The organism is Chitinophaga silvatica (genome assembly GCF_003419895.1).
Classification (GTDB): Bacteria; Bacteroidota; Bacteroidia; order Chitinophagales; family Chitinophagaceae; genus Chitinophaga; species Chitinophaga silvatica.
Genome location: NZ_QPMM01000009.1, coordinates 19,439 through 39,305 on the forward strand (window position 1 = coordinate 19,439; position 19,867 = coordinate 39,305).

The window sequence follows — 19,867 nt, forward strand, 5'->3', positions numbered from 1 at the left end:
GGCCTAAAGCCAGAATGTGGATGTATATACAGACGACAATCATAATTTAATCAACAACATTTAACTTTTTAGGAAGTAATGGCACTGAAGAAGTACAAACCAATGACGGCCGGTACCCGCTGGAAAATTGGCAACGCATATGCCGAATTAACAGCTGATACCCCTGAAAAAAGCCTGCTGGAACCAGCTAAAAGATCCGGCGGTAGAAACGCGCAAGGTAGAATGTCTATGCGCTATATCGGTGGTGGCCACAAAAAACAATACCGTGTTATAGATTTTAAACGCGAAAAGGAAAATATTCCTGCTACCGTTAAAACTATTGAATACGATCCAAACCGTAGTGCTTTCATCGCACTCGTAAGCTACGCTGATGGTGAAAAACGTTACATCATCGCTCCTCAGGGCCTACAAGTAGGTGGCACCGTAATCAGTGGCGCTGAAGTTGCTCCTGAAGTGGGTAACGCACTGCCGCTGAAAAATATGCCTCTCGGTACTGTAGTTCACAACATCGAATTACAACCAGGTAAAGGCGGCGCTATCGCTAGAAGCGCTGGTGCTTACGCTCAATTATCCAACAAGGAAGAAAAATACGCTGTGCTGAAAATGCCTTCTGGTGAGCTGCGTAAAGTATTAAATACTTGTAAAGCTACCGTTGGTACTGTTTCTAACTCAGATCACGCACTGCAATCTATCGGTAAAGCTGGTGCTAACCGTTGGAGAGGTATCCGCCCTCGTAACCGTGGTGTGGCTATGAACCCAGTAGATCACCCAATGGGTGGTGGTGAAGGTAAATCTTCAGGAGGCCATCCTAGATCCAGAACAGGTAAATATGCGAAAGGTCTGAAAACCAGAAAACCGCATAAGAGTTCTGATAAACTGATCATCAGCAGAAAAAACGGTAAAAAATTATAATTTCTGAATCCGGCCTCCGCTAGTAATATCGGAGCCCGGGTTTGAAAAATCATAAATCAGTAAAGACATGGCTCGTTCCATAAAAAAAGGTCCTTACGTAGACCAAAAATTAGAAACTAAGGTTGAAAAAATGAATGCTGGCACCAAACGTACAGTTATTAAAACTTGGAGCCGTCGTTCTACTATCACCCCTGATTTCGTTGGTCACACCTTCGCAGTTCACAATGGCAACAAATTTATTCCTGTTTATGTAACAGAATTCATGGTTGGTCATAAACTGGGTGAATTTGCACCTACACGTAACTTCAGAGGACACGTAAACAAGAAAATGTAATTATAGTCTGAGGTAGAAGGTTTGAAGTAAGGTTTCAAACCAATACTCAACCTTCAGACAACAGACACTAAATAATAAAAGAAATTAATAACAATGGAAGCAGTAGCTAAGCTGAATAATAATCCTACATCTCCCCGCAAAATGCGTTTGCTGGCAGACTTAATTCGTGGTCTGGATGTAGAAAAGGCTTTGAATATTTTGAAATTCCATCCAAAGCACCCAAGCGTACCTTTAGAAAAACTGCTGGTATCTGCTATCGCTAACTGGAAAGTGAAGAATGAAGGTGCTAGGGTAGAAGATGCTAACCTGATCGTAAAAACTATCTTCGTAGACGGTGGCCGCACCCTGAAAAGAATGCGCCCTGCTCCTCAAGGTAGAGGTTACAGAATCCGTAAGAGAAGTAACCACGTAACGATTGTTGTTGACAGTAAAGCTCAATAATCTTAACGTAAACGAAACAGAAACAAAACTATTAAACTAATAGACAAATAACCAGAACATGGGTCAGAAAACAAATCCTATTGGTAACAGGTTAGGTATCATCAGAGGATGGGACTCTAATTGGTATGGCAGCAAAAAAGATTTTGCTACCAAACTGATCGAAGATAACAAGATCAGAACTTATCTGAATGCCCGTATCAATAAAGGTGGCATTTCTAGAGTTGTGATCGAAAGAACTTTAGGTAAGTTAATCATCACTGTTCATACTTCTAAGCCTGGTATCATTATCGGTAAAGGCGGTAACGAGGTTGATCGCATCAAGGAAGAGCTGAAGAAATTGACAGGGAAAGAAGATGTTCAGATCAATATCCTGGAGATCCGTCGCCCTGAAATGGATGCCAATATCGTTGCTGAAACAATCGCTAAACAAATTGAAAGCCGTATCAACTACAAACGCGCAATCAAAATGGCGATCGCTACAGCTCTGAGAATGGGTGCTGAAGGTATCAAGGTTAAAATCAGCGGCCGTTTAGGTGGTGCTGAAATTGCCCGCTCAGAAGAAATGAAACAAGGTCGCGTGCCTTTACATACTTTCCGTATGGATATCGACTACGCTTCCCTGTTCGCTTTAACCGTTTACGGTAAAATCGGTATCAAAGTATGGATCTGTAAAGGTGAAGTACTCGGTAAACGCGATTTAAATCCTAACGTATTAACCGGTAAGGAAAGCGAAAACCGCGGCGGTGGCGATAGAAGAGAACATCATGGCGAACGCAGAGAAGGTGGTCGCGGTGGCGATAGAAGAGGTGGTGATAACCGTGGTGGTGGCCGCAGATAAGCATTAGCGGAAACTTGATATTAACAATTACTATTAACATTAACAACATAGAAGATGTTACAGCCAAAAAGAGTGAAACACAGGAAGATGCACAAAGGTCGCATCAAAGGGAACGCTAAAAGAGGCGCTACCCTTTCCTTTGGTACTTTCGGCCTTAAAGCATTAGAACCTAAGTGGATCACAGACAGGCAGATCGAAGCTGCTCGTGTTGCTTTAACAAGGCACATGAAACGTGAAGGTAACGTTTGGATTCGCATATTCCCTGATAAACCAATCACTGCTAAGCCTTTGGAAGTGAGAATGGGTAAAGGTAAAGGTGCTCCCGACCATTGGGCAGCAGTAGTAAAACCTGGTAGAATTTTATTTGAAGCTGATGGTGTGCCTTTACAGGTAGCTAAAGAAGCTATGGAACTCGCAGCTCAAAAACTGCCGATCAAAGTAAAATTCGTAACCAGCCGTGACTACGTTGCGTAATCATTAGGCAATAACTCAAATTCCGGTCCCTAAGACCGTATCAAACTCAATACAATGGCAAAAGAAAAGCTGGATCTGAAAGGACTGAGCGATCAAGATCTTAAAGAGAAAATCTCTGCTGAGAAACTCCGCTTGAAGAAAATGACCTTTGGTCATGCAATTACGCCAATCGAAAATCCAATGAGCATCCGCGGCGTTAGACGCGATATCGCTCGTATGAGCACCGAGCTGCGTAAAAGAGAGTTGGGCTTCTAGATCTTCAGTTCCTCACCGAACTGCTGAAAAGCATTAGTATAACAAATTATGTCCTCCCCCAGGAGGGTTAAATACTTTCAACAATGACGACCGAAAGAAAATTAAGAAAAACCAGGATTGGTGTGGTGTCCAGTAACAAAATGGATAAATCCATCACTGTGAAAGTGGAGCGTAAAGTAAAGCACCCGATCTATGGTAAATTCCTGAAAAAAACTACCAAATTCCTTGCACACGATGAAAACAACGAGTGCAGCATTGGTGATACTGTGAGAATCGCAGAAACTCGCCCTCTCAGCAAAAATAAATGCTGGAGATTGGTAGAAGTAATCGAAAAAGTAAAATAATTTATCATTTGTTTCAAGCTGCTGCCAGCTTCCCTGGTGCCAGCCGCTGACTAAACAACAAATCTCATTTCGATGATACAACAAGAATCAAGACTGAGCGTAGCTGATAATAGCGGTGCTAAAGAAGTACTCTGCATCCGCGTATTAGGAAACTCAGGTCAGGACTACGCTAAAGTAGGTGATAAGATTGTAGTGACTGTTAAGGATGCAATTCCTGGCGGTGGTGTGAAAAAAGGTATGGTTACTAAAGCGGTAATCGTTAGAACTAAGAACAAATTACGTCGTAGAGACGGTTCTTATATCCGTTTCGATGATAACGCGGTTGTACTGCTGAATAACTCAGACGAACCTCGTGGTACCCGTATTTTCGGTCCGGTTGCCCGTGAACTGAGAGATAAAGGTTACATGAAAATTATCTCTCTCGCTCCTGAGGTATTATAAAATATTAAGATTTTGAGATTTTGTTCCTGCTGCTGATTTTTTCAGCAATTTGGCAAAATCTCAAAATCACGAAATATTTCTTATCTTTGCAGCCCGTTTGCAAGAACGAGAAAAACATTAATCAAGCGAAACTATGGTTTCGCTTGGCGTTTATAAATAAATCAAAGTAATGAAAACTAGATTTAAGCCTAAATTCAACATTAAAAAAGGCGACCTGGTTGCGGTTATTGCCGGCGATGACAAGGACAGAACTAAGCCACGTAAAGTGCTTGAAGTACAACCTGACAAAGCCCGCGTTATTGTAGAAGGCGTTAATATTATTACCAAGCACACTAAGCCTACTGCTCAAAATACCAAAGGTGGTATCGTTAAGCAGGAAGCGCCTATCGCTATCTCTAACGTTTTGCTGTGGGATGCTAAAGCTGGTCAACCTACCAGAGTTAACAGACAAAGAGAAAACGGTAAATTAATTCGTATCGCTAAAAAATCAGGGGAGGTAATTAAGTAATGTCAAACGCAAAATATACTCCAAGACTGCAGACCAAATATCAGGAAGAAGTTAAAGCGACCCTGATGAAGAAATTCAATTACAAAACTGTAATGCAAGTTCCTCGTCTGCAAAAAATCTGCCTGAACCAAGGTATCAATGGTGCTGTAGGTGATAAAAAATTAGTAGATATCGCAGTAGATGAAATGTCTCGCATCGCCGGACAAAAAGCTATCGCTACTCTTTCTAAGAAAGATATCTCTAACTTCAAACTCAGAAAGAACATGCCTATCGGTGCCCGCGTAACTTTACGTGGTACTAATATGTACGACTTCCTGGATCGTTTGATCGCTGTATCATTACCTCGCGTACGTGACTTTAAAGGTATCAATGATAAAGCTTTCGATGGCCGCGGTAACTATACCCTGGGTATCACTGAGCAAATCATTTTCCCTGAAATCGACATCGATAAAGTAACTAAGATCTCCGGTATGGATATCACTTTCGTTACTACTGCTCAAACCAACGAAGAAGCTTACGAGCTGCTGAAAGAAATGGGCATGCCGTTCAGGAACATTAAAAAAGATAATCAGTAAATCGAAACGATAATTTAATTATGGCAAAAGAATCCGTAAAAGCCAGACAAAGAAAAAGAGAAGCTATGGTAGCTAAGTTTGCTGAAAAGCGCGCTACCCTGAAAGCTGCTGGTGACTATACTGCACTGGATCAGCTTCCTAAAAACGCGTCTCCTGTTCGTCTGAAAAACAGATGCCAACTGACCGGTCGTCCTAAAGGATACATGCGTCACTTCGGTATTTGCAGGAACATGTTCCGCGACCTGGCTCTCGCTGGTAAAATCCCTGGCGTAAGAAAAGCCAGCTGGTAAGCAATAAGATACTGTACAGATTCCCTCTGTCCGGTAATCTTTTTCGCTTTTTAATCTAGTTATTTGATTCCCATCTAATTACGATTGGATATCGCATTGTAAAACATCTATCAAAACTATTTAACAATGGTTACTGATCCAATAGCAGACTTCCTGACCCGTATCCGGAACGCGCAAATGGCCACCCACAGGATTGTGGAAATTCCAGCCTCTAAGCTGAAAAAACGTATTACCGAAATTTTGTATGACAAAGGTTATATCCTGAAATACAAATTCGAAGAAGATAACAAACAAGGCGTGATTAAAATCGCGTTGAAGTATGACCCAATCTCCAAAGTTCCTGCTATCCAGGAATTACAACGTGTTAGCCGTCCAGGTCTGCGTCAATACTCTAAACCTGAAGATTTCAAACGCGTTAAAAATGGTTTGGGCATCGCTATCATCTCTACTTCTAAAGGTGTAATGACCGATAAAGAAGCAAAAGCTCAAAACGTAGGTGGCGAAGTAGTTTGCTACATCTATTAATATATTGACCGGCTAGACGTTGTCGTCTGGTCTGTCTTTTCGTGTTATCTGACAATTAAGCTTTCTATACGGCGCTGAACACAGATAACGGGGTAAAACAACTTATCAACAACTTTAAATTAAAGTTATGTCACGTATAGGTAAAAGTCCTATTAAATTGGCTAGCGGCGTTACAGTTACTGTTTCTCCTGCCAATGAAGTAACCGTAAAAGGTCCTAAAGGTGAACTGAAAAAGGTAATTGATAGAGATATCAAAGTGGAAGTGAAAGACGGCGTGTTAAACGTAGTTCGTCCTACCGATCAGATCCGTCACAAAGCATTACACGGTTTATACCGCGCTTTGCTGGCTAACATGGTTGAAGGCGTAACCGAAGGATTCAAAAAACAACTTGAACTGGTGGGTGTGGGTTATAAAGCCGCTAACTCTGGTCAATTGCTGGATCTTTCTTTAGGTTATTCTCACAATATCGTTTTCGAAATTCCAAAAGAACTGAAGGTAGCTACCTTAACTGAAAAAGGTCAGAACCCTAAGATCATGTTGGAAGGTATCGATAACCAATTACTGGGTCAGGTTGCTGCTAAAATCCGTAGCCTGCGTAAACCAGAGCCTTACAAAGGTAAAGGTGTTCGCTACAGTGATGAAGTGGTTCGCAAAAAAGCTGGTAAATCAGCTGGTAAATAATATTATTAATTGGCTAATCAGTCTTTCCGACTGGTTAGCCGGTTTTAACAGCTATCCCGGCAGCATCGGGATAATAAAATAAAAACTCAAAATGAGCACAAAAGTTAACAGGAGACAGAAAATCCGCTATCGCATCCGTAAGAAAATCTCCGGTACTGCTAAGCAACCAAGATTATCTGTATTTCGCAGCAATAGCGATATTTATGTGCAATTGATAGATGATACCAATGGCACTACCCTGGCAGCAGCTTCTTCCCGTGATAAGGATATCAAAGCTCAGCAAGGTACTAAAAGCGAAAAATCAGTATTGGTTGGAAAAGCCTTAGCTGCTAAAGCTATCGCTTTGGGCGTTACTACTTGTGTTTTCGACAGAAGTGGTTATTTATATCATGGCCGCGTGAAAAGCGTTGCTGATGGTGCAAGAGAAGGCGGTCTTCAGTTTTAATCACGAAGTCCGAATTTTAATTCTGAACAAGTAATTCTTATAAAATAAAATGGCAAAGAATTCATTCAATAAAGTAAAGGCTGGTGATCTTGAGCTGAAAGAAAAAGTTGTGGCGATCAACCGTGTTACTAAAACCACCAAAGGCGGTCGTACTTTTAGTTTCTCCGCTCTGGTTGTTGTAGGTAACGAAAACGGCGTGGTAGGTCACGGTCTTGGTAAAGCTAAAGAAGTACAGCAGGCTATCACTAAAGGTATAGATGATGCTAAAAAGAACCTGATTAAGGTTCCTGTAATGCATGGTACCATTCCTCACGACCAACTTGCAAAAGAAGGTGCTGCTAAAGTATTGATTAAACCAGCTGCTCATGGTACTGGTGTAATCGCGGGAGGTTCTATGCGTGCTGTATTGGAAAGTGCTGGTGTAACCGACGTATTGGCTAAATCTTTAGGTTCTGCTAACCCACACAACGTGGTAAAAGCTACCTTCAAAGCTTTAGGCTTACTGCGCGAACCAATTAGCGTATCTAAAACCAGAGGCGTTGCCCTGAAGAAAGTTTTCAACGGATAATTCTTGCTTCCGGGAAAATTTTTGAAAATATATCATTAACAATTAAATTACTCCGCCTACGCGGATAGGGATTTATGGCAAAGATTAAGATCACTCAAGTGAAAAGTGGTATTGACCGCCCAGAAAGGCAAAAACTGACCTTGAAGGCACTGGGGCTGACTAAAATGCACGCTACTGTAGAAGTAGAAGCAACTCCTCAGATCCTGGGTATGGTGCGCAAAGTGAATCACCTTGTATTGGTAGAAACAGTTAACGCTTAATTGAAGTAACACTGCTGTGGGATTGTCTTACGATAATCTTACCTTTACATTTGTGACTTTACCATTTTTATTTTAAAATAAAGCGAGCGGTTGATTTCCGCGCAAGTAAAAACAATTAACTAACATGAACTTACATTCATTACAGCCAGCACAAGGCGCTGTACATAAAGAAAAACGTCTCGGACGTGGTGAGGCTTCCGGTAAAGGTGGTACCTCTACAAAAGGTAACAAAGGTATTCAACAACGCGCTGGTTATGCTAGCAAAAGAGGCTTCGAAGGTGGCCAGATGCCAATTCAGCGTCGTATGCCTAAACGTGGCTTCAAAAACAATAACCGCGAAGAATATACAATCTTCAACCTGGGCCAGCTTGATCAATTAGTTGAAAAATATGGTCTCCAGGAGTTTAATCTGGATACTCTGTATATGAATGGTCTGATTAACAGTACCGCTAAAGTTAAAATCCTCGCTAACGGCGAACTTAAAACTAAAGTGACTGTTAAAGTAAACGCAATCAGCGAAAAAGCTAAACAGGCCATCGAATCTGCAGGTGGATCAGTAGAACTGGTATAAGACTTTACGACTGAGGAGACGCCTACGGAGTAGTGCGTCTTTTCATATTTAATAGCGCTATTAAACCTTTATCTTCCTGTGAAGAAATTTATCGAAACGATTAAGAATATCTGGAGTATTGAGGACCTGCGTAATCGCATTCTGACCACCCTGCTCCTGGTCCTCATTTACCGTGTAGGATCCTATATCGCTTTGCCTGGCATCGACGCTAATGCATTAGCTAATTTTGAGAAATCATCTAACCAGGGTATCCTTGGTCTGGTAAATATGTTTGCCGGTGGATCCTTCTCAAGAGCATCTATTTTCGCATTAGGTATCATGCCCTACATCTCTGCTTCTATCGCTATTCAGTTATTAACAATAGCGGTTCCTAGTTTCCAGAAGATGCAGAAAGAAGGTGAAAGTGGGCGTAAAAAGATCAACCAATATACCCGTTATCTCACAGTAATAGTAACAGGTTTACAGGCTAGTGCTTACGTAGCTTACTTACGTAATAACTCCGGTAACGCTATTATCGCTGAATATGGTACCTTCTTCTTCTGGCTTTCCACTACCGTAATATTAACAGCTGGTACGCTGTTCGTAATGTGGTTAGGTGAAAAGATCACTGATAAAGGAATTGGTAATGGTACTTCTATCATTATCATGATGGGTATATTAGCCCGTTTACCGCAGGCGCTCGTGCAAGAGTTCTCCAGTAAAGTGGCAGGTGAAGGGGGTGGCCCGATCCTGTTCCTTATTGAAATTGCGATCTTTATTTTAATTACAATAGGTCTGATTCTGCTGGTACAAGGTACCCGTAAAATCCCTGTAAACTACGCTAAACGTATCGTTGGTAATAAACAATATGGTGGTGTACGCCAGTTCATTCCGCTGAAAGTGAATGCTGCCGGTGTTATGCCTATCATCTTTGCTCAGGCAATCATGTTTATTCCTGCTACCGTTGTTGGTTTCGCTACCAACTCTGAAAGCGCTTCAGGATTTATCCGCATCTTCAGCGATCACACCAATGGTTACTACAACCTGATCTTTGGATTGCTGGTAATTATCTTTACCTACTTCTATACTGCGTTGATCTTCAACCCAACTCAGATGGCAGATGAAATGAAACGTAACAACGGTTTCATTCCAGGTGTTAAACCAGGTAAGGCAACTGCCGATTATATCGGTGCCGTAATGGATCGTATCACTTTACCAGGCGCTTTCTTCCTGGCTTTAGTGGGCGTACTCCCTGGTCTGGCTGCTGCATTCAAAATCAACAGTAACTTTGCTACGTTCTTCGGTGGTACTTCCCTCCTGATCATGGTAGGTGTTATCCTGGATACCCTGCAACAGATCGAAAGCCAGTTGCTCATGCGCCATTACGATGGTCTGATGAGCACCGGCCGTATCAAAGGCAGAACTGCCCCGGCTAATGCATAAAGTAATTGAGCGCGCAAGCGCTTCATGCACAATAAAATAGCCACAGAAGCATCAAAGCTTTAGTGGCTATATTATTTTTTGATAGGGTAAGCTTTTACCCGCAGAAACAAGGATTGTTATGATTCACTATAAGACGAAGGAAGAAATAGAGCTGATACGTAAGAGTGCACATATCCTAAGTAATGCCCTGGCTGAAGTGGCCAGTAAGCTGAAACCCGGTATGACCACTCTCGAAGTAGATGCAATTGCTGATAAGTATATCGTTGACAATGGTGGAACTCCTTCTTTCAAAAACTATAAAGGCTTTCCAAATGCCTGCTGTATTTCTGTAAATGAAGCAGTAGTTCACGGAATCCCTAATGACTATGTTTTGAAAGATGGCGATATTATTACAGTGGATGTAGGGGTGTATATGAATGGATTTCATTCAGACAGTGCCTATACTTTCGCAATCGGTAATGTGCCTGAAAATGTGCTTCGTTTAATGGGAGCTACCAAAGCAGCACTTTACAAAGGCATTGAAAAAGCAGTAGCCGGAAACCGCGTTGGAGATATTTCCTACGCAGTTCAGGAATATACAGAGAAGGACAGAGGATACGGTGTAGTGAGAGAATTAGTTGGTCATGGCCTTGGCCGCCATCTGCATGAAGATCCGCAGGTTCCTAACTATGGAAAGAGAGGAAGCGGACCTATTATGAAGGAAGGACTGGTAATTGCCATAGAACCAATGATTAACCTGCGATCTAAGGATGTTGAGTATATGGAGGATGGATGGACCGTGGTAACCCGCGATGGAAGTCCTTCCGTTCATTTCGAACATACAGTGGCTGTAGGAAAGGGGAAAGCTGATATTTTATCTTCTTTCACCGAAATTGAAAAAGCAGAGAAAAATAACCCTGCTTTGAATACAAATTACTAGTCATTTATTAAGGATTTGTTTAATATCAGATAGGATTTTTTGAGTAATTAGACAGGATTCGGTAAAAAAACTGGCAATAATAATAATAATCGAGGTAATTTTTTCTATTTCAAAAGATAAATGCTATCTTTGCAGTCCTAAAAATTTTTATGGCAAAACAGGCACTCATTAAACAGGATGGAATTATTTTAGAAGCCTTATCGAACGCTATGTTCCGTGTAAAACTGGAAAACGGGCATGAGATCCTGGCCACCATTTCTGGAAAAATGAGAATGCACTATATACGCATTCTGCCCGGAGATAAGGTGGGCGTTGAGATGAGCCCATACGACCTGTCAAGAGGCCGTATTATTTTCAGATACAAATAAGGCATTTGTTGAGATTGAGGAGATAGGAAAGAAATTAATTAAATATCATAACCTTTTATAAAGTAATAATCATGAAGGTAAGAGCTGCAATCAAAAAAAGAAGTGCGGATTGTAAAATAGTTCGTAGAAAAGGTGTTCTGTTGGTAATCAACAAAAAGAACCCTCGCTTCAAACAACGTCAGGGATAATTTCAGACTTGACGGAATTTGATTTTTTAATCAGAATCATATAAAATCTAAAATAGAAATATGGCACGTATAGCCGGTATAGATCTTCCTAAAAATAAAAGAGGAGAAATTGGTCTCACCTATATTTTCGGTATAGGCCGTTCTTCCGCCCAATATATCCTGAACAAGGCGGAAATTGATGTAAATAAAAAAGTGAAGGATTGGAATGACGATGATCAAGCTGCCATCCGTAACATTATCAACGGCGAGTTTAAGGTAGAGGGTCAACTGCGTTCTGAAGTACAGATGAATATCAAGCGTTTGCTGGATATCGCTTGCTACCGCGGTCTGCGTCACAGGAAAGGCTTACCGGTTAGAGGTCAGCGCACACGTACTAACAGCCGTACTCGTAAGGGTAAACGTAAGACAGTGGCTGGTAAGAAAAAAGCAACTAAGAAATAATAAATAAAATCCCAGATTGAAATCCCAGTCCGAATCAGCGGGGTTTCAATGACAGTGAGTCAGGAATTTGGGATGTGGAATTTCATATTTGGAATTTAAATCATTATGGCAAAAGCAAATAATACAAAAACTGCTCCTAGCAAGAAAAGAGTAGTAAAAGTAGATATCTACGGAGATGTACACATCTCTGCTAGCTTTAACAACATCATCGTCAGCATCACCAACAAGCATGGTCAGGTTATCTCCTGGTCTTCTGCTGGTAAAATGGGCTTCAGAGGTTCTAAAAAGAACACTCCATATGCTGCTCAATTAGCTGCTCAAGATGCTGCTAAAGTAGCTATGGACTCTGGTTTGAAAAGAGCTGATGTTTTTGTAAAAGGCCCTGGAGCTGGTCGTGAAAGCGCTATCCGTGCAATCGCAAATTCCGGTATCGAAGTGAACATGATTAAGGATGTAACTCCTCTGCCTCACAACGGTTGCCGTCCTCCTAAGAAAAGAAGAGTATAGGAATATATATACACAATATCCAAATACCAAGCTTCTCACGATGCTTGGTATTTGGACGTTGTGGTTTATTCATAACTGGATGCATGATCAGGTTTTAGATTTTTTGAAGAGCATGCATCATTAACTAAAAAATCTAAAGTATATTTAAACATGGCAAGGTACACTGGACCAAAAACCAAAATTTCAAGAATCTTTGGTGAACCCATTCTCGGTAATGGTAAGTATTTAGGTAAAAACAGCAACCCTCCGGGTCAGCATGGTGCAAACCGTAAACGCAAACAATTAGGCGAATACGCACTGCAATTGAGAGAAAAGCAAAAAGCGAAATATACTTACGGTCTGTTAGAGCGCCAGTTCCGTAACCTGTTCGACGAAGCTACTCGTAGAAAAGGTGTTGCGGGTGAGGTATTGATCAAATTGCTCGAAGCCCGTCTGGATAACACTGTTTTCCGCCTGGGTATCGCTCCTTCTCGTCCTGCTGCTCGTCAGCTCGTGTCTCACAAACACATTACCGTTAACGGCATCGTTGTTAACACTCCTTCTTATCAATTGAAACCAGGTGATGTTATCAGTCTGAAAAATAAGACTGCAAACAATTCTGCATTAACCAGCGTTATTCGTGGAAAAAATCCTAAATTCAGCTGGCTGGATTACAATGAGAAAGAAATGAAAGGTGTATTCATTGCTTATCCTGAGAGAGAGAGCGTTCCTGAAAATATCAAGGAACAACTGATCGTAGAATTGTACTCTAAGTAATAATAATTAGTCCATGACCTCCCAGGTCATGGACTAGCCTTATATTAACAAATAAATTTATCATATCAATGGCAATTTTAAATTTCCAGAAACCTGATAAGATCGTATTGCAAAAGTCAACCGACTTTGAAGCTCAATTCGAATTCCGTCCATTAGAACCAGGTTATGGTGTGACTGTCGGTAATGCGTTACGTCGCGTACTGTTGTCTTCTTTGGAGGGCTATGCCATTGTGGGTATCAAAATTGAAGGCGCTGATCATGAATTCGCTACACTGAAAGGTGTGACCGAAGACGTAACTGAGATTATCCTCAACCTGAAACAAGTTCGTTTCAAAAGGATTTCTGAGAACGACGTGACCAATGAGAAAATCACGCTTTCAATTAAGGGTAAAACCGAATTCCGTGCAGACATGATCGAAAAAGCTACCAGCTCTTTCCAAATCATGAACCCGGATTTGCTGATTTGCACCCTTGATCCTTCTGCAAAGATGGACATCGAGCTTACTATCGGTAAAGGTCGTGGTTACGTTCCTGCAGAGGAAAACAAACCCAAAGATGCTGTATTTGGCTACATCGCAATTGACTCTATCTTTACTCCTATCAAGAATGTAAAGTATAGCATAGAAAATACCCGTGTGGAACAAAAAACTGACTATGAGAAACTCGTAATGGAGGTTGTCACTGACGGTACTATCCACCCGGAAGAAGCAGTAAAACAAGCTTCCCGCATCCTCATTCAACACCTTATGATCATCACTGATGAAAACATCAGCTTTGATACTAAAGACACTGAAAAAGAAGATGTAGTGGATGAACAAACACTGCAATTGCGTAAGATTTTGAAAACACCTCTCGAAGACCTGGATCTGAGCGTTCGTGCTTTCAACTGTCTGAAAGCAGCAAAAATCAACTCCCTGAGCGAACTCGTTCAATACGAACAAGAAGAACTGATGAAATTCAGAAACTTCGGTCAAAAATCCCTCAGTGAAATTGAACAGGTATTAGGTGAAAGAGGTCTCCACTTCGGTATGGATCTTTCTAAACTGAAACTGGAAGAAGAATAGTTTATCATACGTAATGAATTCATTACGTTCTCATTAAAAGTACCTTACAATTCCTGACACGGTGTAAGGGTTAAATCAAAAATGTCATGCGTCACGGAGTTAAATTAAACAAATTAAGCAGAACTGCTTCCCACCGCAAAGCCCTGATGTCTAATCTGGCTTGCGAACTGATCAGCCACAAACGTATCACCACTACTCTTGCTAAAGCAAAAGCATTGCGTGTTTATGTTGAACCAATCCTGACAAGAAGCAAAACCGATTCTACTCACAACCGCAGAATCGTGTTTAGCTACCTGCAAGATAAAGAAGCTATCAAGGAACTGTTCGGCACTATCAGTGAGAAAATCGCTACCCGCCCAGGTGGTTATACCCGTATCATTAAACTGGGTAAACGAGTTGGGGATAACGCTGAAGTAGCATTGATCGAACTGGTTGACTTCAACGAAGTTTACGGTAAAACAACTGAAAAAGCTCCTGCTAAGAAAACTCGCCGCGCTGGTGGTGCTAAGAAGAAAGCAGACGAAGCTACAGCAACTGAAGCAACTGAAACTCCAGCAGCTGAATAGTTTTTTGCTAAACAATAGTCGAAAAAAGACAAAGCCCTGCTTTGTCTTTTTTTATTCCTAAATAAATAGAAAAATTTCGTAATATTACTTTGTATATACGATCTACTCCTATGAAGTACCTGCGCTGTGACAACTGTGGGCATCCGAATCCACTTAAATCTGAATATCTTACCTTTTGCGATATCTGTAGCAAGAAATTGCAACCTACTTTTGCCGATTGGCGGGCTCAGCATCCGCTGACTTCATTTAGTGAATATGTTCGTATGGTGGGAATAACCATTGAATCTAAAGAGCCCAATGCCATTGGCACCTGGCTAAAAAGAGTATTTCAACCTGCCAATAAAGGGAAACTCATACTTTTCTTTTCAGTCTTTTTCGTACTACTGGCTGTTACAGGAAGCCTGTTCGGCAAGAAAGCCGTTATATCCTTCTTCTACAGTAAAGTTCCATCTTCCTATTTATATAGCTCCTGGCATACTGCTACAATAGGCCGGCAAGCCCTCGAAATTAGCAGTCCTGTTAAATTATGGATTCATGACCAGCCGCTGGAAACAGAAATGGCTAAAACCATAGAATATGCAAAGAGTTATAGTAATGAAGAGGAGGGAGGCTTGAGGATTACTGTAAACATGCATAGTTATCAGCCTAATGTTTCAAATACGCTTGAAGATGCTATGGCAGCCTCCCATTTGAGCCTGCAAATGAAGGAAACAGCTACCGATATTACTTGCAAATCGGTTCCTGTACTGATTTCTGGAGTGCCCGGAGTATTGGAAGAGGGTAATTATATGTATAAGGGAGCGCTACGGTTATCCTTTTCAAATCTGATAATGATTAAAGGAAGTAACCGCTGGCAAATCCTTATAAACTATAGAGACGATGACCAAATTGGGCAACAAGTAGCCCAAAGAATACTGAAATCTGTAAAAATTAAGTAACATATTATAATTGAGGCAAAAAAAATCTGTATTTAACTGTTGCTTTTCATAACTTTGCACGGTTTTTTATCCGAACCTTCAGGGCCACAAACACCCTTGAAGGTTTTTTTTAAAATATAAAACAGACAGATACCACAAATGCCTCAGACACGAACCATCCAACCTGCCATACTGCTGTTAGACGACGGTACGGTTTTTCAGGGAAAAGCTTTTGGGAAAATTGGCACAGCTGCCGGTGAATTAGCTTTCAATACCGGTATGACGGGTTACCAGGAAGTGTTTACAGACCCTTCTTACAAAGGACAGGTACTTATCATGAACAACTGCTATATTGGTAACTATGGTACCAAACAAGAAGATGTTGAAAGTAGCAGTGTTAAAATCAGTGGTTTGATTGCTAAGAATATTTCCTACAACTATTCCAGGAAAATGGCAGACGAATCATTGGAAAAGTTCCTGACCGATAATGGATTGGTAGCTATTTATGATGTAGATACCCGTGCTTTGGTATCTCATATCAGAAGCAAAGGAGCAATGAACTGTATTATCTCATCTGAAACGCTGGATGTTGAACAGTTGAAAGCAGAATTGGCTAAAGTGCCTTCAATGGAAGGTTTAGCACTTTGCCAGGAAGTAACTACAAAAGAGGCATATAACGTAGGTGAACCAACTGCAGAAATTCGTATTGCAGTTCTGGATAATGGAGTGAAAAGAAATATGCTGAAATGTCTTTCTGAAAAAGGAGCATATTTACAGGTATTTCCAACAGATACTCCATTTGAGGTTTGTGAAGAGTTTAAACCAGATGCATACTTTATTTCAAACGGTCCTGGTGATCCGGCTCCTTTGAAATATGCTGTAGACACTGTGAAAAAGATTCTTGCAGCAGAAAAACCTATGTTTGGTATTTGTTTAGGTCATCAGCTCCTGGCTTTGGCTAATGATATACCAACTTACAAAATGCACCATGGCCACCGTGGATTAAATCATCCGGTTAAGAACCTCCAAACAGGTGTTTGCGAAATCACTACACAGAACCACGGATTTGCAGTAGATGCTAAAGCAATTGCAGCTAGTGAGAATGTTGAAGTAACACACGTAAACCTCAATGATGGTACAGTAGAAGGAATCAAGATTAAAAATAAACCAGCATTTAGCGTGCAATATCACCCTGAATCAACTCCTGGGCCTTTTGACAGCCGTTATTTGTTTGATGACTTCTTCACAATGATCCGTAAGCATAAAGCATAATTTTTTCTCGTTTTCTCGTTTTCTCGCAAAGGAGTAAAAGTTTGTTTTAAGTTATATAAAGAATTAAAAGAGCGAAGCTGAGGTTTAATTACTTCAGCTTTGCTCTTTTTTATTTAGAACTTATGGAAATCAGGTATGTTGAAGATTTAAGTCTCTTATTTACACCAGGGAAACCATCTATCTCAGATTGTTTTAAGAATTAAGGAGAAAAGTATTGGTTTAATACACCTATTTAGAACATGGAAATCACATAGGCTCTTATTCCATGTTAAGAAATATGAAGATGAACATAGGTTTAAGCCGCTTATTTCGGCCACGGAAACCATATAGGCCAGGTTTTAGTTTTAAGAATTAAGGAGAGAAGTATAGGCTCAAGTCTCCTGTTTAAACAATGGAAACCATATAGGCACCAGGTTGAGAAAAATATAGGTTTAAGTCACTTCTTTAGGCCATACTACCATGAGGTTACAGAAAAAGAGAATCAAACAGAAAAATCTTAATTCAACTTAAGTTGCTTTGCGAGAAAAAGAGACGGTCCCGAAGAATCGGGACCGATGCATTTTAAAATTCCACGTTATGAAAACAAACGAAATAACTATCAGGTTATTCGCCCGTTTTATTACATAACAATATTATAGAAAAAAGGTAAACTGGAAGTCGAATATTTTCGGAATTATTTCTAAAATGATAGATTTACGGGTAATTTTTGGCAAAAAATGGGGTATTCGGGGGAGATATGGACAAAAAAATACGGCTCTGCGATCAGAGCCGTTTGCCTTTATAAATTCCACGTTATGAAAAACTGATACAAAAATACGATATTTTGCTAAAACGTTTTAGTCATTCTTTGAGTTTTACAGAAAGTTGATAATTCTTTCTATAAAGTTGATAGGTCAAAGGTCGGACCAAATACACTTACTAAGAAAAAAAGCAGGTTAAATTTTTCTTAAACAAGTTTAGATTTTGCAGTCCATCGTATATGTAAATAATTTATATTTTGAAAATTTTTGTCGTTATTGTTATTTATACATCAAATATACAAAATAAAACATCAAAATTCCAAGCACATCACCTAAAAAAATCTATTTTTTGTGCTAAAATATAAATATAGAATTATTTTTAATATATGTCGCTGCTCTATAACATCGTTTTGTTTTGCTTTCGGAGCAAAAATTATTTGGAAGTATTACCAGGATATACTTTTAAAGCCTCTGCCAAACAGACCATAGCATGACGAATATCGTCCTGATTCAGCACATATGCCAGTCTAACTTCGTCTTTTCCTAGTCCGGGAGTGGCATAAAAGCCAGTTCCAGGTGCCATCATGACGGTTTGCCCTTCGAAACTGAAAGATTCCAGTATCCACTGGCAGAATTTGTCAGCATCATCAATAGGTAATTTAGCCATTGCATAAAAAGCACCACCAGGATTCGGAGAATAAACCCCTGGAATCTCATTCAGCATCTGTACGAGGATATCACGACGGCTTTGATATTCAGCCTTAATACTATCGAAATAATCCAACGGCAGATCTACTGCTGCTTCAGCTGCAATCTGAGCGAAAGAAGGAGGACTTAATCTGGCTTGTGCCAATTTCATTGCTGCATTAAGAACAGCCTGATTTTTAGTTACAAATGCTCCAAGTCTGGCACCACATGCACTGTATCGCTTAGAAATAGTATCCATCAGGATAACATTTTCTTCCAGACCTTCCAGGTTCATTGCACTGAAATGAGTTCCGCTGTAGCAGAATTCTCTGTACGCCTCGTCAGAAAAGAGAAACAGGTTATATTTTAAGCATAGTTCTTTCAATACCTCCATTTCTTCCTTGCTGTATAGGTATCCCGTTGGGTTATTCGGGTTACAAATCAGGAGAGCCTTGGTTTTGGGAGTAATGGCTTTTTCGAAATCAGCCATTGCAGGAAGTGCAAATCCTGTATCGATGCTTGAAGTAATTGTTTTAATCTTTACTTCTGCTTCAATTGCAAATCCATTGTAATTAGCGTAAAAAGGTTCAGGTACAATAATTTCATCTCCTGGATCAAGGCAGGCCATAAAACCGAATACTATAGCCTCAGAACCACCAGTTGTAACAATAATCTGTTCGTGGGTTACCGAAATATTAAAGCGGTTGTAATATTCGACCAATTTACGACGATAACTTTCATTTCCTGCGCTGTGGCTATATTCCAGGATTTTAAAATCGGAATGGCGAACAGCATCCAGCATTTGTTTTGGTGTTTCAATATCGGGTTGCCCGATGTTCAGGTGATAGACCTTTGTTCCTTTCTTCTTAGCGGCTTCCGCATATGGAACCAGCTTTCTGATAGGAGAAGGAGGCATTTGCTCTCCCCTCTGACTAATGGTAGGCATAAAATTGTTTTGATTCTTTACATTGCAAAGATAGGATACTATAGGCAACAAAAAGACCTTACAGCTTGTGCTGCAAGGTCTTAGTTAATTATTTAAGTGTAGTTAGTGCTTACTTGTTGTTAGTACCACCTACAGTACCTGTCAGGTGTAACTCTTTATCCATATCTACACCTCTGAATTTAACCCAGATGGTTTTGTTCTGCTGACCCACACCGTTAGCGCTGTAGCTCGCGGTTACCTTACCTTTCTTTCCAGGTCCAACTGGCTCTTGTGTCCATTTTGGAGTAGTACATCCGCAACTTGCGCGAGCAGTTTCGATGATAACTGGTTCCTTAGATATATTGGTAAATTCAAATTCTACGGTAACAGGTTTGTTCAAATCAGTTTTTCCAAAATCGATAGTTTCTTTAGCGAATTTTACTTTGCTGTCTGCAGGATTTGGAGCCGGGGTTGCCGCTTGAGCCCAAAGTGCGGTTGTAAACAGTAAACTTGCAAACAGGGATAAGATGAATTTTTTCATTTTCATATGATGCTTTTAATGCGACGGTTAAAAATTATTGATATCTTTCTTGCTATGAACAAATTTACAGCCAAAAAGTATTACTTAGATT

Annotated in this window: 30 protein-coding genes; 28 read left to right on the top strand and 2 right to left on the bottom strand. The window is 40.4% G+C overall.

Annotation, left to right across the window (positions count from 1 at the left end; genetic code table 11):
• Positions 1–78 precede the first annotated feature (78 nt).
• The 28 genes from rplB (at position 79) to carA (ending at position 16,883) form a co-directional block, all read left to right on the top strand.
• Positions 79–912 (top strand): 50S ribosomal protein L2, encoded by an 834-nt coding sequence (rplB, locus tag DVR12_RS16325; RefSeq protein ID WP_116976874.1) that lies wholly within the window; start codon positions 79–81, stop codon positions 910–912.
• 67 nt (positions 913–979) lie between these two features.
• A complete protein-coding gene (gene rpsS / locus DVR12_RS16330) occupies positions 980–1,246 on the top strand; it encodes a 30S ribosomal protein S19 (RefSeq protein WP_116976875.1) in 267 nt (88 codons plus the stop codon).
• A gap of 93 nt (positions 1,247–1,339) precedes the next feature.
• Positions 1,340–1,687: a 50S ribosomal protein L22 gene (rplV, locus tag DVR12_RS16335; protein WP_089760310.1), complete on the top strand. Its 348-nt coding sequence runs from the start codon at positions 1,340–1,342 to the stop codon at positions 1,685–1,687.
• Between the two features lie 58 nt (positions 1,688–1,745).
• Positions 1,746–2,525 (top strand): 30S ribosomal protein S3, encoded by a 780-nt coding sequence (gene rpsC, locus DVR12_RS16340; RefSeq protein ID WP_089760308.1) that lies wholly within the window; start codon positions 1,746–1,748, stop codon positions 2,523–2,525.
• Between the two features lie 54 nt (positions 2,526–2,579).
• Positions 2,580–2,999: a 50S ribosomal protein L16 gene (rplP, locus tag DVR12_RS16345; RefSeq protein ID WP_078666981.1), complete on the top strand. Its 420-nt coding sequence runs from the start codon at positions 2,580–2,582 to the stop codon at positions 2,997–2,999.
• A 54-nt stretch (positions 3,000–3,053) separates the two neighbouring features.
• The gene (gene rpmC / locus DVR12_RS16350; protein ID WP_116976876.1) at positions 3,054–3,254 is read left to right on the top strand and encodes a 50S ribosomal protein L29; all 201 of its coding nucleotides are present in this window, start codon (positions 3,054–3,056) and stop codon (positions 3,252–3,254) included.
• 83 nt (positions 3,255–3,337) lie between these two features.
• A complete protein-coding gene (rpsQ, locus tag DVR12_RS16355) occupies positions 3,338–3,598 on the top strand; it encodes a 30S ribosomal protein S17 (RefSeq protein WP_116976877.1) in 261 nt (86 codons plus the stop codon).
• Positions 3,599–3,670: 72 nt separating this feature from the next.
• Entirely contained in the window at positions 3,671–4,039 is a 369-nt protein-coding gene (rplN, locus tag DVR12_RS16360; protein WP_116976878.1) for a 50S ribosomal protein L14, read from the top strand.
• 169 nt (positions 4,040–4,208) lie between these two features.
• A complete protein-coding gene (gene rplX, locus DVR12_RS16365) occupies positions 4,209–4,547 on the top strand; it encodes a 50S ribosomal protein L24 (protein ID WP_116976879.1) in 339 nt (112 codons plus the stop codon).
• On the top strand, positions 4,547–5,122 hold the full coding sequence (gene rplE, locus DVR12_RS16370) for a 50S ribosomal protein L5 (protein ID WP_116976880.1): 576 nt from the start codon (positions 4,547–4,549) through the stop codon (positions 5,120–5,122). Before rplX ends, rplE begins: the two co-directional genes overlap by 1 nt.
• Positions 5,123–5,142: 20 nt before the next feature.
• Positions 5,143–5,412 carry a 30S ribosomal protein S14 gene (gene rpsN / locus DVR12_RS16375; RefSeq protein ID WP_116976881.1) on the top strand — a complete coding sequence of 90 codons (270 nt, stop codon included), beginning with the start codon at positions 5,143–5,145 and terminating at the stop codon, positions 5,410–5,412.
• Between the two features lie 126 nt (positions 5,413–5,538).
• Positions 5,539–5,937 (top strand): 30S ribosomal protein S8, encoded by a 399-nt coding sequence (gene rpsH / locus DVR12_RS16380; RefSeq protein WP_116976882.1) that lies wholly within the window; start codon positions 5,539–5,541, stop codon positions 5,935–5,937.
• A 127-nt stretch (positions 5,938–6,064) separates the two neighbouring features.
• Entirely contained in the window at positions 6,065–6,619 is a 555-nt protein-coding gene (gene rplF, locus DVR12_RS16385) for a 50S ribosomal protein L6 (protein WP_116976883.1), read from the top strand.
• A 91-nt stretch (positions 6,620–6,710) separates the two neighbouring features.
• Positions 6,711–7,064, top strand: coding sequence for a 50S ribosomal protein L18 (rplR, locus tag DVR12_RS16390; protein WP_116976884.1), 354 nt, complete (start codon positions 6,711–6,713; stop codon positions 7,062–7,064).
• Positions 7,065–7,113: 49 nt separating this feature from the next.
• Positions 7,114–7,632, top strand: coding sequence for a 30S ribosomal protein S5 (gene rpsE / locus DVR12_RS16395; protein ID WP_116976885.1), 519 nt, complete (start codon positions 7,114–7,116; stop codon positions 7,630–7,632).
• 74 nt (positions 7,633–7,706) lie between these two features.
• The gene (gene rpmD / locus DVR12_RS16400) at positions 7,707–7,892 is read left to right on the top strand and encodes a 50S ribosomal protein L30 (protein WP_116976886.1); all 186 of its coding nucleotides are present in this window, start codon (positions 7,707–7,709) and stop codon (positions 7,890–7,892) included.
• Positions 7,893–8,016: 124 nt separating this feature from the next.
• The gene (gene rplO, locus DVR12_RS16405) at positions 8,017–8,463 is read left to right on the top strand and encodes a 50S ribosomal protein L15 (protein WP_116976887.1); all 447 of its coding nucleotides are present in this window, start codon (positions 8,017–8,019) and stop codon (positions 8,461–8,463) included.
• 78 nt (positions 8,464–8,541) lie between these two features.
• Positions 8,542–9,885, top strand: coding sequence for a preprotein translocase subunit SecY (gene secY / locus DVR12_RS16410; RefSeq protein ID WP_116976888.1), 1,344 nt, complete (start codon positions 8,542–8,544; stop codon positions 9,883–9,885).
• A gap of 118 nt (positions 9,886–10,003) precedes the next feature.
• Positions 10,004–10,804 (top strand): type I methionyl aminopeptidase, encoded by an 801-nt coding sequence (map, locus tag DVR12_RS16415; RefSeq protein WP_116976889.1) that lies wholly within the window; start codon positions 10,004–10,006, stop codon positions 10,802–10,804.
• Positions 10,805–10,953: 149 nt separating this feature from the next.
• Entirely contained in the window at positions 10,954–11,172 is a 219-nt protein-coding gene (infA, locus tag DVR12_RS16420) for a translation initiation factor IF-1 (RefSeq protein ID WP_012789309.1), read from the top strand.
• Positions 11,173–11,243: 71 nt separating this feature from the next.
• Positions 11,244–11,360, top strand: coding sequence for a 50S ribosomal protein L36 (gene rpmJ, locus DVR12_RS16425; RefSeq protein WP_073083232.1), 117 nt, complete (start codon positions 11,244–11,246; stop codon positions 11,358–11,360).
• A gap of 60 nt (positions 11,361–11,420) precedes the next feature.
• Positions 11,421–11,801, top strand: a complete 381-nt coding sequence (gene rpsM, locus DVR12_RS16430) for a 30S ribosomal protein S13 (RefSeq protein WP_116976890.1) — start codon at positions 11,421–11,423, stop codon at positions 11,799–11,801.
• 105 nt (positions 11,802–11,906) lie between these two features.
• Complete coding sequence (gene rpsK / locus DVR12_RS16435) at positions 11,907–12,308, top strand: 30S ribosomal protein S11 (RefSeq protein WP_116976891.1); 402 nt, start codon at positions 11,907–11,909, stop codon at positions 12,306–12,308.
• Between the two features lie 150 nt (positions 12,309–12,458).
• On the top strand, positions 12,459–13,064 hold the full coding sequence (gene rpsD / locus DVR12_RS16440) for a 30S ribosomal protein S4 (protein ID WP_116976892.1): 606 nt from the start codon (positions 12,459–12,461) through the stop codon (positions 13,062–13,064).
• Between the two features lie 68 nt (positions 13,065–13,132).
• Positions 13,133–14,128: a DNA-directed RNA polymerase subunit alpha gene (locus DVR12_RS16445; protein WP_089760275.1), complete on the top strand. Its 996-nt coding sequence runs from the start codon at positions 13,133–13,135 to the stop codon at positions 14,126–14,128.
• Positions 14,129–14,214: 86 nt separating this feature from the next.
• Positions 14,215–14,694, top strand: a complete 480-nt coding sequence (gene rplQ, locus DVR12_RS16450) for a 50S ribosomal protein L17 (protein WP_116976893.1) — start codon at positions 14,215–14,217, stop codon at positions 14,692–14,694.
• Positions 14,695–14,804: 110 nt separating this feature from the next.
• Positions 14,805–15,632 (top strand): hypothetical protein, encoded by an 828-nt coding sequence (locus DVR12_RS16455; protein WP_116976894.1) that lies wholly within the window; start codon positions 14,805–14,807, stop codon positions 15,630–15,632.
• 138 nt (positions 15,633–15,770) lie between these two features.
• On the top strand, positions 15,771–16,883 hold the full coding sequence (carA, locus tag DVR12_RS16460) for a glutamine-hydrolyzing carbamoyl-phosphate synthase small subunit (RefSeq protein ID WP_116976895.1): 1,113 nt from the start codon (positions 15,771–15,773) through the stop codon (positions 16,881–16,883).
• A 1,173-nt stretch (positions 16,884–18,056) separates the two neighbouring features.
• Here carA and DVR12_RS16465 read toward each other — a convergent pair.
• Entirely contained in the window at positions 18,057–19,256 is a 1,200-nt protein-coding gene (locus tag DVR12_RS16465; protein ID WP_116976896.1) for a pyridoxal phosphate-dependent aminotransferase, read from the bottom strand.
• A 109-nt stretch (positions 19,257–19,365) separates the two neighbouring features.
• The gene (locus DVR12_RS16470) at positions 19,366–19,776 is read right to left on the bottom strand and encodes a DUF1573 domain-containing protein (protein ID WP_116977150.1); all 411 of its coding nucleotides are present in this window, start codon (positions 19,774–19,776) and stop codon (positions 19,366–19,368) included.
• Between the last annotated feature and the right edge of the window lie 91 nt (positions 19,777–19,867).

Bases quoted from the DNA above. Each gene is read 5' to 3' on its own strand.
- rplB (WP_116976874.1), top strand. From the start codon at position 79: ATGGCACTGAAGAAGTACAAACCAATGACGGCCGGTACCCGCTGGAAA.
- rpsS (WP_116976875.1), top strand. From the start codon at position 980: ATGGCTCGTTCCATAAAAAAAGGTCCTTACGTAGACCAAAAATTAGAA.
- rplV (WP_089760310.1), top strand. From the start codon at position 1,340: ATGGAAGCAGTAGCTAAGCTGAATAATAATCCTACATCTCCCCGCAAA.
- rpsC (WP_089760308.1), top strand. From the start codon at position 1,746: ATGGGTCAGAAAACAAATCCTATTGGTAACAGGTTAGGTATCATCAGA.
- rplP (WP_078666981.1), top strand. From the start codon at position 2,580: ATGTTACAGCCAAAAAGAGTGAAACACAGGAAGATGCACAAAGGTCGC.
- rpmC (WP_116976876.1), top strand. From the start codon at position 3,054: ATGGCAAAAGAAAAGCTGGATCTGAAAGGACTGAGCGATCAAGATCTT.
- rpsQ (WP_116976877.1), top strand. From the start codon at position 3,338: ATGACGACCGAAAGAAAATTAAGAAAAACCAGGATTGGTGTGGTGTCC.
- rplN (WP_116976878.1), top strand. From the start codon at position 3,671: ATGATACAACAAGAATCAAGACTGAGCGTAGCTGATAATAGCGGTGCT.
- rplX (WP_116976879.1), top strand. From the start codon at position 4,209: ATGAAAACTAGATTTAAGCCTAAATTCAACATTAAAAAAGGCGACCTG.
- rplE (WP_116976880.1), top strand. From the start codon at position 4,547: ATGTCAAACGCAAAATATACTCCAAGACTGCAGACCAAATATCAGGAA.
- rpsN (WP_116976881.1), top strand. From the start codon at position 5,143: ATGGCAAAAGAATCCGTAAAAGCCAGACAAAGAAAAAGAGAAGCTATG.
- rpsH (WP_116976882.1), top strand. From the start codon at position 5,539: ATGGTTACTGATCCAATAGCAGACTTCCTGACCCGTATCCGGAACGCG.
- rplF (WP_116976883.1), top strand. From the start codon at position 6,065: ATGTCACGTATAGGTAAAAGTCCTATTAAATTGGCTAGCGGCGTTACA.
- rplR (WP_116976884.1), top strand. From the start codon at position 6,711: ATGAGCACAAAAGTTAACAGGAGACAGAAAATCCGCTATCGCATCCGT.
- rpsE (WP_116976885.1), top strand. From the start codon at position 7,114: ATGGCAAAGAATTCATTCAATAAAGTAAAGGCTGGTGATCTTGAGCTG.
- rpmD (WP_116976886.1), top strand. From the start codon at position 7,707: ATGGCAAAGATTAAGATCACTCAAGTGAAAAGTGGTATTGACCGCCCA.
- rplO (WP_116976887.1), top strand. From the start codon at position 8,017: ATGAACTTACATTCATTACAGCCAGCACAAGGCGCTGTACATAAAGAA.
- map (WP_116976889.1), top strand. From the start codon at position 10,004: ATGATTCACTATAAGACGAAGGAAGAAATAGAGCTGATACGTAAGAGT.
- infA (WP_012789309.1), top strand. From the start codon at position 10,954: ATGGCAAAACAGGCACTCATTAAACAGGATGGAATTATTTTAGAAGCC.
- rpmJ (WP_073083232.1), top strand. From the start codon at position 11,244: ATGAAGGTAAGAGCTGCAATCAAAAAAAGAAGTGCGGATTGTAAAATA.
- rpsM (WP_116976890.1), top strand. From the start codon at position 11,421: ATGGCACGTATAGCCGGTATAGATCTTCCTAAAAATAAAAGAGGAGAA.
- rpsK (WP_116976891.1), top strand. From the start codon at position 11,907: ATGGCAAAAGCAAATAATACAAAAACTGCTCCTAGCAAGAAAAGAGTA.
- rpsD (WP_116976892.1), top strand. From the start codon at position 12,459: ATGGCAAGGTACACTGGACCAAAAACCAAAATTTCAAGAATCTTTGGT.
- DVR12_RS16445 (WP_089760275.1), top strand. From the start codon at position 13,133: ATGGCAATTTTAAATTTCCAGAAACCTGATAAGATCGTATTGCAAAAG.
- rplQ (WP_116976893.1), top strand. From the start codon at position 14,215: ATGCGTCACGGAGTTAAATTAAACAAATTAAGCAGAACTGCTTCCCAC.
- DVR12_RS16455 (WP_116976894.1), top strand. From the start codon at position 14,805: ATGAAGTACCTGCGCTGTGACAACTGTGGGCATCCGAATCCACTTAAA.
- carA (WP_116976895.1), top strand. From the start codon at position 15,771: ATGCCTCAGACACGAACCATCCAACCTGCCATACTGCTGTTAGACGAC.
- DVR12_RS16465 (WP_116976896.1), bottom strand. From the start codon at position 19,256: ATGCCTACCATTAGTCAGAGGGGAGAGCAAATGCCTCCTTCTCCTATC.
- DVR12_RS16470 (WP_116977150.1), bottom strand. From the start codon at position 19,776: ATGAAAAAATTCATCTTATCCCTGTTTGCAAGTTTACTGTTTACAACC.